Here is a 13,050-nt window from a genome sequence, read left to right as displayed (position 1 = left end):
ACCTCTCCGTTCACGCGAGCTATTCCACCCCGTGGCATGACCATGCATGTTCCCGATCCCCTGCACTTCGCATGAAGGATCGGCCGGGGCACGTCTCCGTGCCGAGGTAATAGGCCGCTTTCGCGGCCGTTAAGACACGTTGCCGTGCCCCGTCAAACGGTGTCTCCATCCCCGAACTCGCCAGCACTGCCCCCGTATCTCCATCCTTGTCGAGGACTGGAGGCGGATATGTGTGCGCTACAGCGCACGTCCGGGGCGAAACTCAGCCTTTCGGCCGCCGTCCCCAGAGGACTGGCCCTTCTCGCGGACGCCCTGCATGGAGACTTACGTCGCTTCTCCATGAAGGTCACCGGTCCCGCCTCGCCCTGGCGCCCCAGGGTGTAGCCGATACGGAACGGGAGGGATCATGGCATGGAGTTGGGGATTTGGGAAGATGGATGAGGATTATTTTCCTATGTTGTGACGTAAACGATTGATTTGGTTTGAAAGAAAATACACCGATAGCACCGGCTCTGGTTCAAGGAAGACCCCGCCCCGAACCCCTCCCCACCAGGGGGAGGGGCCAACCCGGAGTACTCCTGCTGCCCAAAGCAACGTCGATGCATGTTGAAGCGGTTCGGTTCAAGCGAAGAGGGTGCGCCGGGTTAAGCCCCTCCCCCTTGTGGGGAGGGGTTGGGGCGGGGTCTTTCTTAGACTTAAGCAGCCTGGGGTGCCGGCGTGGCAGTCTTAGGCTTGGTGAGGAACAGCACCGACATCGCTGCAACGACACAAGCGATGCCGGCGATGTAGAGGGCGGGCATGTAGGTCAGCGTGTCGGTGCGGAGCATGCCGGCGCCGAGGGCTGCGGTGCCCGCACCCAGCTGGTGGCCGGCGAAGACCCAGCCGAAGACCAGACCCGCACGTTCGCGGCCGAAGCGTTCGGCGGCGAGCTTGACGGTCGGCGGCACGGTCGCGACCCAATCGAGGCCGTAGAAGACGGCGAAGACCGAAAGTTCGACGACCGAGAAGCCGGACAGCGACAGATAGACCAGCGACAGGCCGCGCAGGCCATAGAACCAGAACAGCAGCCAGCGATTGTCATAGCGATCCGACAGCCAGCCGGCGAAGACCGTGCCGATGAAATCGAAGATGCCGATCACCGCGAGCGTGCCGGCGGCGCTGACCGGCGCGATGCCGAAATCGCCACAGATGGAAATCCAGTGGGTCTGGATCAGGCCATTGGTGGAGAGGCCGCAGACGAAGAAGGTGCCGAACAGGACCCAGAAGGTCGCGGTCTTCGAGGCATCGCGGAGGGCTGCGAGCGGCGAGAGCGCCAGTTGCGCGAAGGATGTGTTGCGGGCCGGGGGCGGCGTGACGTTGTTGTCGCCATAGGCGGGCAGGCCGACATCGGCGGGGTAGTCGCGCATCAGCAGCAGGACGAGCAGCATGGCCGCAACGATGACAACCGTGACGAAGGTGAGCGCGGTGCGCCAGCCATAGACTTCGGTGAGGCTGGCGAGCAGCGGCAGGAAGACCAGCTGGCCGGTGGCGTTGCTCGCGGTCATCAGGCCGATGACCAAGCCGCGACGGGCGGAGAACCAGCGGGTGGCGACGGTGGCGCCGAGCACCAGCGCCGTCATGCCGGTGCCGACGCCGAGCACCACGCCCCATAGAGCCATCAATTGCCAGAGCTCGGTCATGAACAGCGAGGCGACGATGCCGCCGCCGATCATGACCAGCGCGGTCGAGACCACCTGGCGGATGCCGAACGTGTTCATGAAGGCGGCGGCGAAAGGGCCAAGCAGCCCGAAGAGCACGAGGCGGATCGCCATGGCCGACGAGATCTCGGCGGTCGACCAGCCGAACTCGGTGCGCAGCGGCTCGATCATGACGCCGGCCGAACCCATGGCGCCGGCGGTTGCCAGCATGGTGAGGAAGGTGGTGGCCGCGACGACCCAGCCGTAATGGATGCGGCGGCGGTCGAGCGTGGCGGCAAGCCGTGTGGAAATCATGTCAGTTACCTCATGCTCGCCGCGTCGCGGCTGTTGAAATTTGCGGGTATATACCCGCATTGAAGTCAAAAAATCAGATGGCTTCGAGCAGTTCGCTCAATTGCCGGGAATGTTCGGGGCCGAGGCGGTCCTCGATCTGGACCTGGACATCATGCCAGATGGGCTCGGTCTTCACGAGCAGTGCCTTGCCCTCAGCCGTGAGCGACAGCGCCGCTTCGCGCTGGTCGGCGCCGGTGGCGGTGGCGACGATGCCCAAGCGCTCCAGCACCTTCATGTTGCGGCCGACCGTCGAGCGATCGAGATCGAGCTTGTCGGCGAGATCGGTGAGCGAGATGGGTTCGTGGCGGATGATGTTGCGCATCGCCGAGAACTGGGCGATGTTGATGCCATGCGGCGCCAACGCCTCGTCATAGACGGCGGAGATGCGGCGCGAGGCCTTGCGCAGGACGATGCAGTAACAGGCGTTTGACATGCTGCGGGTATATACCCGCATATGATGGATTTGGCAAGAGGGGTTTTTTGGGGTGGCTTGCTCCCACTTCTCCCTTTGGGGAGAAGGTGGCGCGAAGCGCCGGATGAGGGGTTGCGCGACGCGCGGAATTTGTCTCGAGAGAACCCCTCATCTGCCGTTCGGGCATCTTCTCCCCAGGGGGAGAAGTGGGAACCGAACCGATGGGTGGCGCCTACTCGCTTGCCGCAACCGAATACCGCCTCCGCACCACAGTCACCGTACACGGCGCCTCGGCCGCGACTTCGCCCGCAACGCTACCGATCAGCGAGCGCAGTGCCGATGTATCGCGCGCACCCATGACGATGTGGTCGACCTTGTTGGCGCGGGCGAAATCGAGGATGGCGGATGCCGGGCTGACGGCTTCGATGACGTGGTAGGTGATGGCGCCTTCCGGTGCTTTTATAGGTTGCGCCCAGCCCTTGAGCTGGACGAGGCGGGCGACGTGCTTGTTGTGGCCGGCGTCATCCAGTGACGTGTCGAGATTGATGCGGTTGATGCGCTGGATGTTGAGGCAAGCGATGCGGGCCTGCGGCGATTTTTCGATGATGCGCTGGGTGGTCAGCCGCAGCATGGCGTGGCGTTCCGGCGTGGCATTGTCGAGGTCGATGGCGACGAGCACGATGGGCGCATCTGCATATTGGCCGGCGACGACGGTGGGCTTGTGGAGGCCGAGCGGTTCGGGATTGAAGCGGCGGCGGATGACTTCTGTCCACGGATCGCGCCTGAGCTTTTCGGCGCGGGCGGTGAGTTTGACCCGGGAGAGGTCGCGGAGATCGTTGGCGATCTGGGCCGCGGTCTGGTAGCGCCGGTCGGGTTTGACCTCGAGACAGCGGAGGATGACTTCCTGCAGGGCGGGCGAGATTTCAGGCCTGAGCGCGCGCGGCGGCCAGGGATCGCGCCAGAGCCGCCTGCGCAATCCACGCAAGCTTTCCGGATCGCCGAAGGGCTGCTCGCCCGTGGCGAAGAAATACATCACGACGCCGAGCGCGAAGAGATCGGAGCGGAAATCGGTGCGGCGGCCGATCACCTGCTCGGGCGCCAAGTAGGGCGCAGTGCCATAGGGCAGGTGGAATTCCTCGGCCATCAGGTCGGGCATGTGGATGTGGCAGGCGAGGCCATAATCGATCAGTACCGCTTCGCCGGTGTCGCGGAAGACGATATTGGAGGGATTGAGATCGAGATGGACGACGCTCTGGCGGTGGATCGCATCAAGCGCATCGGCGATCTTGGCGCCAAGGGTCGCGACCTCCTCGTCGGTGCGGGGTAGCGCTTCGAGCCAGGGGTAGAGCGACGGGCCTGATATGCGCTCCATGACGATATAGGGCTGGATGGCGAAATCGCCATTGGCGACGAACTGGGGAACGTGCTGGCCTGAGAGCTTGGGCAGGATCATCTGCTCCATCTCGAAGCTGACGATTGCCGCGGGGTCGTCGCCCTCTCCGATGCGGGGCACTTTCATCAGGAGCGGCATATCGATGTCAGCCTTGCTAACGCTCCACAGACGCGCCATGCCGCCATTGTGGACGAGGTCGCCGATGACGAAGCCGTCGATGATGTCGCCCTTGGTGAGTGCGGATTTCGCCATTCAGTGCCCCGCGAAGAGGCGTTCGGCGAGCGCTTCGGGCAGGCCGGCGGCGAGGATTTTTCGCGCGGCGGCCTCGATGTCGTAGGCGGTGCGCTGGAAACGGAGGGTGCGGGTTTCGGTGTCGTAGAGCGCAAAGGCGGCGGCCGGATTGCCGTCGCGGGGCTGGCCGACCGATCCCATCACGGCGAGCCATTGACGCTGGGGGCCAAGGGGGATCGGCTCGGCGGCGCCCGGCGTGAATGTCGTGATCTTGCCGGCCGGCGAGGCCGAAAACAGTGCCGGCTGGTGGGTATGGCCGCAAAAGCTGACGGCGGCATCGCAGTGCAGGAAATGGCCGCGAGCATCGTCGGCATCGAGCATATAGTGCCAGGCTTCCGGGGCATTGGCGCTGGCATGGACATAGAGGCGGTCATCCTCGGCGACCTGCATGGGCAGGCTGCCCAAGAAAGTGCGGTCCTCGGCGGAGAGCTGGTTGCGGGTCCATTCGATCGCCAGCCGCGCATAGAGGTTCATCGACTGGGTGGATTTCGCGACGGCGTCGTCATGATTGCCGCGCAGGACGATGGCGCCGGTAGCGAGCAGTTCACGTGTCTTGTCGAGGCACCAGACGGGATCGGCGCCATAGCCGACAATGTCACCAAGGATGACGAGGCGATCGGCATGCGCGGCTTCGATGGCGGCGAGGCAGGCGGTGAGGGCCTCCTGATTGGCGTGGATGTCGGACAGGATGGCGATGCGCACGGTGGTTCTCCTCCGGATTGAGGTTTAGCATCGGTGGGGGATGAGGGCTATTGGACGGAGGGATGAGAATTGGTTCAAGAGCCCGCCCCAACCCTCCCACAAGGGGGAGGGGCTTAACGCGTTGCGCCGTCTGTTGGGAGACGGCGCAACGAGTGGAAACGGTGATGGGAAATAAGGAGGCGGGGCGATGTAAGCCCTCCCCCTTGTCGGGAGGGGTTGGGGCGGGGTTTTTCTAACCTTAAAGAACGACTTCCCGCACCGGATCGCCGCCGTCGATGAACAGCTTCCCGCCGGGCACCAGCGCGGCCTTGATTGCGGCACGGGCGAGGATGCCGGCTTCGGGATGGCGGCCGTCGAGCGCGCCAACGCGGACGGCGACAGCGAGGTCGTAGGGTTGTTCGCCGGGCCTGAGCGTAAAAGTCTCGGCGGTGCTCTTGCGGAATTCGAGTGTGCCGGGGGAGATTTCGGCGTCAGAACCGGCGATCGCCAGCGCGATGGCCTTGGCCGAACGGTCGATCGCCAGGACGTGGCCGTTGCCGATGCGGGCCGCGATCTCGCGGGCCATGGCGCCTGGGCCGCAGCCGATTTCCAGTACGCGGATGCCAGGCCGAAGCGGCAGGGCATCGACGATGGCGAGAAGGCGGGGAGAGATAACTGTCGCCGCCATGGCCCGTCGTCAGACGATTTCGCCGACGATGAAATCGTCGGAGAACTGCCATGCCTTCACGTTCAGAAGCCGCATCGTGTCGTCGGCGCCGAAGTGGATCAGGATATCGTCACCGTCCTTCGCCCAGGTCGCCTCGACGCCGGATGCATTCTCGATCCAGTCGTGGCCGGCGCCTTGCCAGTTGAAGTCCTTGACGACATCGTGACCCATGGATGCGCTGCCGACGAATGTATCCGCGCCGCCGCCGCCAACAAGGGTGTCGGCGCCCACTCCGCCGTCGAACGTGTCGAGGCCGCGACCGCCGTTGAGCAGATCCGCTCCCCCACCGCCCCTGATTTGGTCGTCGCCGTTGTTACCCTTGATATCGTCGTTTCCGCCGTAGCCGTGCAGCATGTCGTTGCCGGCCGAGCCGAAGATGAAGTCGTCGCCCTTGAAGAGAAACGGCAGGAGATCGACATCGGCCTGATTGGCGATGACGTCGTATATGGAAAACGCGGAGAAACCCTTGAGATCGGTCGCGGAGGCTATGGTATTGCCCTGCGGGTCGCGGAGGACGATTGTATCGAGTTTGCCGCTGGTGATCGCGAGGCCTTCATAGGCCATGCGCTCGCCAACTAGGTCGATCTCGTAGCCATTGGCGAATTCCAGCACGGCTCTCTTGCCGGAATGGGTCGTGAGGCTAACGTCGGTTTCGTCGTAAAGGGACGACAGCAGGGCATCCTGCAGGCCATAGGCGTGAACCAGTTTCACCATGCGTCAAAGCCCTTTCGGCGTGCCGCCGCCGGACTTTTGGGCGGGCCGGAATGGGATTCCGGCCGTGGCCCGGCGAAGCAGGGATAAAAATCCCGCTCAGGTAATCACGCTAGGCTTGTCCCGGCCTGTGCGGGATTTGATGCCGGCGATCTGCTCCGCTACCGCGATGAGGTCGGCGAGGGCTTCCTGCGTGTCCATGTCATGACGGGAGGCGTCGGGTTCGTAGCGCTCGATATAGACGCGGAGCGTGGCGCCTGATGTGCCGGTGCCGGAGAGGCGGAAGACGACGCGGGAGCCGCCTTCGAAGAGGATGCGGATGCCCTGGTTCCTGGAGATCGAGCCATCGACCGGGTCGTGATAGGCAAAGTCGTCGGCTTCACGGACCTTGAGGTCGCCGAAGCTCTTGCCGGGCAGGGTGGCGAGTTGGGCGCGGAGATTGTCGACCAGGCCATTGGCGGCGTCGGTGGCGACCTCCTCGTAGTCGTGGCGGGAATAGTAGTTGCGGCCGAAGGCGGCCCAATGCTTGGTGACGATGTCCTTGGTGCTCTCGTTGCGAACGGCGAGAATGTTGAGCCAGAGCAGGACCGCCCAGAGCCCGTCCTTCTCGCGGACGTGGTTGGAGCCGGTGCCGGCGCTTTCTTCGCCGCAGATCGTCGCCATGCCTTCGTCGAGCAGGTTGCCGAAGAATTTCCAGCCGGTGGGGGTCTCGTAGATGCTGATACCGAGTTTTTCGGCGACGCGGTCGGCGGCGCCCGAGGTCGGCATGGAACGGGCGATGCCGGCAAGGCCCTGCGCATAGCCGGGCGCCAGATGAGCATTGGCGGCGAGCATCGCGACACTGTCGGACGGGGTGACGAAGATGCCCTTGCCGATGATCAGGTTGCGGTCGCCGTCACCATCGGAGGCGGCGCCGAAATCGGGTGCCGTGTCGCCTGACATCATCAGGTCGTAGAGTTCCTTGGCGTGGACGAGGTTGGGGTCGGGATGGTGGCCGCCGAAATCCGGCAGCGGGATGAAGTTGAGGACGGAGCCCTTGGGTGCCCCGAGGCGGTTTTCGAGGATTTCCTTGGCATAGGGGCCGGTCACGGCGCTCATCGCATCGAAGACGACGCGGAAGCCGCCTTCGATCTTGGCCTTGATCGCAGGAAAGTCGAAGAGGGTCTCCATCAGCGCCGCGTAATCCTCGACCGGGTCGACGATGGCGACTTCCATATCCTCGACCTGCTTGCTGCCGGGTAAGTCGAGATCGATGTCATCGGCGTCAGAGATCAGGTATTTGTCGATGATCTTGGAGCGCTCGAAGATCGCATCGGTGATCTTTTCCGGCGCCGGGCCGCCGTTGGAGGCATTGTACTTGATGCCGAAATCCTCGGTCGGGCCGCCGGGATTGTGCGAGGCCGAGAGGATGATGCCGCCGAAGGCGCGGTATTTGCGGATGAGATTGGAGGCGGCCGGCGTCGACAGAATGCCGCCTCGTCCGACCATGACCTTGCCGAAGCCGTTGGCGGCGGCCATCCTGATGGCGATCTGGATGACTTCGCGGTTGTAGTAGCGGCCGTCGCCGCCGATCACCAGGGTCTGGCCGACAAAGCCTTCGAGCGAATCGAAGATCGATTGGATGAAGTTCTCGGCATAATTCGTCTGCTGGAAATGCGGCACCTTCTTGCGCAAGCCCGATGTACCGGGCTTCTGGTCGGAATAGGGGGTGGTCGAGACGGTTTTGATCATGGAACGGCAACCCTGTTTATAAGCGTCTTGTAGAGGTTGGCATATTGGCTGGCGCTGGTCTGCCAGGAAACGTCGGATTTCATAGCCGCCTTCTGCAGCGCGTTCCAGGCCGCGTCGTCCTCGAACAGCCGGAAGGTGCGGCGGAGCGCCTGCGAAAGGCCGTGCCGGTCAATCGGCGAGAACTGGATGCCGGTGGCGACCTTGGCGGTGAGTGCCGCGCCATTGGCATCGATGATCGTATCGGCGAGGCCGCCGGTCTTGCCGACGACGGGTACGCAACCGTAGCGCAGCCCGTAGAGCTGGGTCAATCCGCAGGGCTCGAAGCGCGACGGAATGAGGATCACGTCGGAACCGGCCTGCATGAGATGCGACAGCGGCTCGTCATAGCCGAAGACCACGCCGATGCTGCCGGGATGGCGGGCGGCTGCCGCCAGCATGCCTTCCTCGAGCACCGGATCGCCCGAACCGAGGACCGCCAGCTTGCCGCCATGCGCGACGATCTCGTCGGCGGCTTCGATGATGAGATCGATGCCCTTCTGCCAGGTGAGGCGGGAGACGACGCAGAAGATCGGGCCGTCATTGGCGATCAGGCCGAAGCGATGGATCAGTGCAAGCCGGTTTTCCCGCCGGCGCTTGAGGCTGACGCCGTTATATGTGGCTGCGATATGCTTGTCGGTCTCGGGGTTCCAGACATCGTCGTCGATGCCATTGACGATGCCGACGAGGTCTGCGACGCGCTCGCCGATCAGGCCTTCAAGGCCCATGCCGAACTGCGGCTCGAGAATTTCCTCGGCATAGGTCGGGCTGACGGTGGTCAATGCCCAGGCGGTGCGCAAGCCGCCCTTGAGATAGCCGATATTGCTGTAATACTCGACGCCGTCCACCGTATAGGCCGCGAGCGGCAGGTCGAGTGCGGGGAAGATCTGGGCGGAGAACTGGCCCTGGAAGGCGATGTTGTGGATGGTGAGCACCGAAGGCGTGTGTGGGCCGACCTCTGAATATTTGAGATAGACCGGGGCGAGCCCCGCCTGCCAGTCATGGCCATGCACGATATCCGGCGCCCAATCCGGATCGATGCCGTTGGCGAGATCGGAGGCAACACGCGACAGCGCCGCGAAGCGCTGCCAGTTGTCGATATAGTCCTTGCCATCGGTATCGACATAGGGTCCGCCGTCCCGGTCATAGAACTCCGGGCAATCGATGACGTAGAGCGGAAGCCCGGCATGCTCGGCGAAGAGCAGCGTCGCGGGCTGGCCCAAGAGATCGGGGATCTCGCAGACGATGCGCGTGGTGCCGAGCTTGGCAAGCACGCTGGTATAGCCCGGCAGCAGGGTGCGCATGTCGATGCCCAGCGGCGCGAGCGCGATTGGCAGCGCGCCCGCGACATCCGCAAGACCGCCGGTCTTGATCAGCGGGAAGACTTCCGAGGCGACGGAGAGAACTTTCATCGTGGCGCGGGCCTCACATGCCCAGTTTGTCGATCATGGTCTGGGTGATCAGGCATATGCCGCTTTCGGTCCGGCGGAAGCGCTTGGCATCGAGTTCGGGATCCTCGCCGACGATCAAGCCTTCGGGAATGATGACGCCGCGATCGACGACAACATTCTTCAGCCGGGCATGGCGCTGGACGGTGACCTCGGGCAGGACCACGGCATGGTCGAGCGCGGAGTACGAGTTCACCCGGCAGCCGGTGAAGAGCAGCGTGCGATTGAGCGCGGCACCCGAGACAATGCAATTGCCCGAGACGAGCGAGGAGACGGCAGAGCCGCGGCGTTTTTCTTCGTCATGGACGAACTTGGCCGGTGGCGTGAGTTCGGAATAGGTCCAGATCGGCCATTCGCTGTCGTAGAGATCGAGTTCCGGCACGATGTCGGTGAGGTCGATATTGGCCTGCCAATAGGCATCGACGGTTCCGACGTCGCGCCAATAGGCCTGGGTTTCTATTTCTGCGCGGACGCAGCTCTCGTTGAAGCGGTGGGCGACGGCCTTGCCGTTCTTGACGATATGCGGGATCAGGTCCTTGCCGAAGTCCTTCGACGAATTGGGATCGGCGGCATCGGCCCGGAGCAGGTCGAGCAGGAACTTGGTGTGAAAGACGTAGATGCCCATGGAAGCGAGCGCCATCGACTCGTTGCCGGGAATGCCGGGCGGATCGGCGGGCTTTTCCACGAAATCGATAATCGTGTCGGTCTTGTCGACATGCATGACGCCGAAGCCCACGGCTTCCATGCGCGGCACTTCCAGGCAGCCGATGGTGACGTCGGCGCCGGAATTGACATGCTGGCGGAGCATCAGCTCGTAGTCCATCTTGTAGATGTGGTCGCCGGCCAGGATGACCATGTATTGCGGGTTATAGGGCTCGATGATGTCGATGTTCTGGTAGACCGCGTCGGCGGTGCCTTCATACCATTGGGTCTCGGAAACGCGCTGGGAGGCGGGCAGGATATCGAAGCTCTCGTTACGCTCGGGGCGGAAGAAGTCCCAGCCGCGCTGCAGGTGACGGATCAACGAATGCGCCTTGTACTGCGTGGCGACGCCGATGCGGCGAATGCCGGAGTTCAGCGCATTGGACAGCGCGAAATCGATGATGCGCGTCTTGCCGCCGAAATAAACCGCGGGCTTGGCGCGGCGATCCGTCAGTTCCTTGAGGCGGCTGCCACGTCCGCCGGCGAGAACATAGGCCATCGCATCGCGGGCCAGCGGCTGGATTCTCTTTTCAGTCATGGTTTGTCCTCCCTCTAGATACTCTGGTTACCTATCAATCCGCGAGCTCGAGCCAGATGGTGCCAAGCGGCGGCAGCACGCAGACGGCCGAGATGCGGCCGCTGTCTTCGCGGCGCGCGGTCACTTCCCCGGCATTGCCCTTGCCCGAGCCTCCATAGTGATGCGCATCCGTGTTCATGATCTCGCGCCATTTACCCTCGGCGGGCAAAGGCACCGAGTAGTTATCGCGGTAGACGGGTGTGAAATTCGAGATGACCGCAACCGGTCTTTCGCCCGGCGCCTTGCGGATCCAGGCATAGACCGAGTTCTCGTGGTCGTCGGCGATCGACCATTCGAAGCCCTCACCCTCGCAATCCCTGGCATGTAGCGCGGGCTTGTCGCGGTAGAGATGGTTGAGGTCCTTGACCAGCTTCTTCATGCCGGCATGGTTTGGGAAATCGAGCAGGTGCCAGTCGAGCGATTTCGCTTCCGACCACTCGTTCCACTGGGCGAATTCCTGGCCCATGAACAAGAGCTTCTTGCCGGGATAGCCCCACATGAAGCCGTAATAGGCGCGGAGATTGGCGAATTTCTGCCAGTCGTCGCCGGCCATCTTTGATATCAGCGAGCCTTTGCCGTGCACCACTTCGTCATGGCTGAGCGGCAGGACGAAATTCTCCGAAAAGGCATAGAGCAGGCCGAAGGTCAGCTCATGGTGGTGATGCTTGCGGTGGATGGGCTCGCGCGCCAGATAGGTCAGCGTGTCGTGCATGAAGCCCATGTTCCACTTGAAGCCGAAGCCAAGGCCGCCGTCATGGACGGGCGCGGAGACCTTGGGCCAGGAGGTGGATTCCTCGGCGATGGTCATGATGCCGGGATGCGAGCCATAGAGATGGCGGTTCATATCCTGCAGGAACTCGACCGCCTCGAGGTTTTCGCGGCCGCCATATTTGTTCGGCACCCACTCGCCTTCCTTGCGGGAATAATCGAGGTAGAGCATCGAGGCGACGGCATCGACGCGGATGCCGTCGGCGTGGAACTTCTCCGCCCAGTAGAGGGCGGAATTGATGATGAAGCTTTTGACCTCGCCGCGGCCGAAATTGTAGATCGCGGTGTTCCAGTCGGGGTGGAAGCCCTGGCGCGGATCGGCATGTTCATAGAGCGATGTGCCGTCGAAACGGCGCAGGCCGTGCTGGTCGGTCGGGAAATGCGCCGGCACCCAATCGAGGATGATCGAGATGCCCGCCTTGTGGGCGCCGTTGACGAAACGCGAGAAGCCTTCGGGCTCGCCGAAGCGCGCACTGGGCGAAAACAGCCCCGTGGTCTGGTAGCCCCAGGATGGGTCATAGGGATATTCGGTGATCGGCATGAATTCGACATGGGTGAAACCCATTTCGACGACGTAAGGGATGAGGCGTTCGCCGAGTTCATCCCAGGACAGCATCTCGTTGCCCTCGCCGCGCATCCACGAGGCCGCATGGACCTCGTAGGTGGAGATCGGCACGCGGCGGGCATCGGTCTTGCACCAGGAATCGCGATGGGCTTTGTCTTCCCAGACTTGCTCGATCTCCGGCGTCGTCATTGACGCGGTCTTCGGACGGAGTTCCGAGCGGCGGGCGAAGGGGTCCGCCTTCAGTGGTTGCAGCGTGCCGTCGCGGGAGAGGATTTCGTATTTGTAGGTCTCGCCGCCACCGATACCGGGCAGGAAGATTTCCCAGACGCCGGTATCGGCCCTGAGCCGCATGACGTGGCGGCGGCCGTCCCAGTTGTTGAAGCCGCCGACGACGGAGACGCGCGCCGCGTTCGGCGCCCAGACCGCGAAATGGAAGCCATCGGCGCCTTCGTGATGGATCGGATGGGCGCCCATCTTGTCGAACATCCGGAGATGCGAGCCCTCGCGGAGGTAATAGTCGTCCATGGGGCCAAGCACGGGGCCGAAGGAATAGGGATCGACGAGTTCCCAGCTGCCGGCGGCGTTCCTCGCCTTGTATTTGAGCGGCTGGCGCTTCCTGACGCTGACGGCGCCCTCGAAGAAACCGGCATCGTGACGGCGGGGCAGGTTTCCGACTTCTTCGCCAGAGAGCGCACAGGCCACGACCTCCTCGGCGCCGGGGATGAAGGTGCGGGCGACGAACTCCTTGCCGAATTCGTGGATGCCGAGGACGGAAAATGGATTGGCGTGCACGCCTTCGACGATTGCCGCGATCTCTTCGTTGAAGATGCGGAAATCCTTGACCTCTTTCGGCTTCTTCGCCTTCTTGTCAGGTTCTGTCGTCACCGTCTCGACCGGTTCCTCAACTTTCCCCTTCGTCTTGCTTGCCGGCTTGTCCATCGCATCCCCTCCCGTCCCGGTTTTTCTAAGTGCGTGGAT

10 protein-coding genes are annotated in these 13,050 nt (G+C 63.2%); all 10 read right to left on the bottom strand.

Annotation, left to right across the window (positions count from 1 at the left end):
- Positions 1-695: 695 nt before the first annotated feature.
- On the bottom strand, positions 696-1,991 hold the full coding sequence (locus IHQ71_RS22005; protein WP_258158561.1) for an MFS transporter: 1,296 nt from the start codon (positions 1,989-1,991) through the stop codon (positions 696-698).
- A gap of 73 nt (positions 1,992-2,064) precedes the next feature.
- Positions 2,065-2,463 carry a MarR family winged helix-turn-helix transcriptional regulator gene (locus tag IHQ71_RS22000; RefSeq protein ID WP_258158560.1) on the bottom strand — a complete coding sequence of 133 codons (399 nt, stop codon included), beginning with the start codon at positions 2,461-2,463 and terminating at the stop codon, positions 2,065-2,067.
- Between the two features lie 211 nt (positions 2,464-2,674).
- Positions 2,675-4,087, bottom strand: a complete 1,413-nt coding sequence (locus IHQ71_RS21995) for a bifunctional serine/threonine-protein kinase/universal stress protein (protein ID WP_258158559.1) — start codon at positions 4,085-4,087, stop codon at positions 2,675-2,677.
- A complete protein-coding gene (locus tag IHQ71_RS21990; RefSeq protein ID WP_258158558.1) occupies positions 4,088-4,828 on the bottom strand; it encodes a metallophosphoesterase in 741 nt (246 codons plus the stop codon).
- Positions 4,829-5,066: 238 nt separating this feature from the next.
- Entirely contained in the window at positions 5,067-5,495 is a 429-nt protein-coding gene (locus tag IHQ71_RS21985) for a cyclopropane-fatty-acyl-phospholipid synthase family protein (protein WP_258158557.1), read from the bottom strand.
- A gap of 9 nt (positions 5,496-5,504) precedes the next feature.
- Positions 5,505-6,248: a calcium-binding protein gene (locus IHQ71_RS21980; RefSeq protein ID WP_258158556.1), complete on the bottom strand. Its 744-nt coding sequence runs from the start codon at positions 6,246-6,248 to the stop codon at positions 5,505-5,507.
- A gap of 96 nt (positions 6,249-6,344) precedes the next feature.
- Positions 6,345-7,976, bottom strand: coding sequence for an alpha-D-glucose phosphate-specific phosphoglucomutase (locus IHQ71_RS21975; RefSeq protein WP_258158555.1), 1,632 nt, complete (start codon positions 7,974-7,976; stop codon positions 6,345-6,347).
- The gene (gene glgA / locus IHQ71_RS21970) at positions 7,973-9,424 is read right to left on the bottom strand and encodes a glycogen synthase GlgA (protein WP_258158554.1); all 1,452 of its coding nucleotides are present in this window, start codon (positions 9,422-9,424) and stop codon (positions 7,973-7,975) included. The genes IHQ71_RS21975 and glgA overlap by 4 nt, the downstream gene beginning before the upstream one ends.
- Positions 9,425-9,437: 13 nt before the next feature.
- A complete protein-coding gene (gene glgC / locus IHQ71_RS21965) occupies positions 9,438-10,700 on the bottom strand; it encodes a glucose-1-phosphate adenylyltransferase (RefSeq protein WP_258158553.1) in 1,263 nt (420 codons plus the stop codon).
- A 34-nt stretch (positions 10,701-10,734) separates the two neighbouring features.
- Entirely contained in the window at positions 10,735-13,011 is a 2,277-nt protein-coding gene (gene glgB / locus IHQ71_RS21960) for a 1,4-alpha-glucan branching protein GlgB (protein WP_258158552.1), read from the bottom strand.
- Between the last annotated feature and the right edge of the window lie 39 nt (positions 13,012-13,050).

Source organism: Rhizobium sp. TH2, assembly GCF_024707525.1.
Classification (GTDB): domain Bacteria; phylum Pseudomonadota; class Alphaproteobacteria; order Rhizobiales; family Rhizobiaceae; genus Rhizobium_E.
The sequence above is the reverse complement of the archived record's forward strand: the minus strand, read 5'-3'. Positions and strand labels throughout refer to the sequence as shown.

Coding starts and splice junctions, on each gene's coding strand:
- IHQ71_RS22005 (WP_258158561.1), bottom strand. CDS start 1,991: ATGATTTCCACACGGCTTGCCGCCACGCTCGACCGCCGCCGCATCCAT.
- IHQ71_RS22000 (WP_258158560.1), bottom strand. CDS start 2,463: ATGTCAAACGCCTGTTACTGCATCGTCCTGCGCAAGGCCTCGCGCCGC.
- IHQ71_RS21995 (WP_258158559.1), bottom strand. CDS start 4,087: ATGGCGAAATCCGCACTCACCAAGGGCGACATCATCGACGGCTTCGTC.
- IHQ71_RS21985 (WP_258158557.1), bottom strand. CDS start 5,495: ATGGCGGCGACAGTTATCTCTCCCCGCCTTCTCGCCATCGTCGATGCC.
- IHQ71_RS21980 (WP_258158556.1), bottom strand. CDS start 6,248: ATGGTGAAACTGGTTCACGCCTATGGCCTGCAGGATGCCCTGCTGTCG.
- IHQ71_RS21975 (WP_258158555.1), bottom strand. CDS start 7,976: ATGATCAAAACCGTCTCGACCACCCCCTATTCCGACCAGAAGCCCGGT.
- glgA (WP_258158554.1), bottom strand. CDS start 9,424: ATGAAAGTTCTCTCCGTCGCCTCGGAAGTCTTCCCGCTGATCAAGACC.
- glgC (WP_258158553.1), bottom strand. CDS start 10,700: ATGACTGAAAAGAGAATCCAGCCGCTGGCCCGCGATGCGATGGCCTAT.
- glgB (WP_258158552.1), bottom strand. CDS start 13,011: ATGGACAAGCCGGCAAGCAAGACGAAGGGGAAAGTTGAGGAACCGGTC.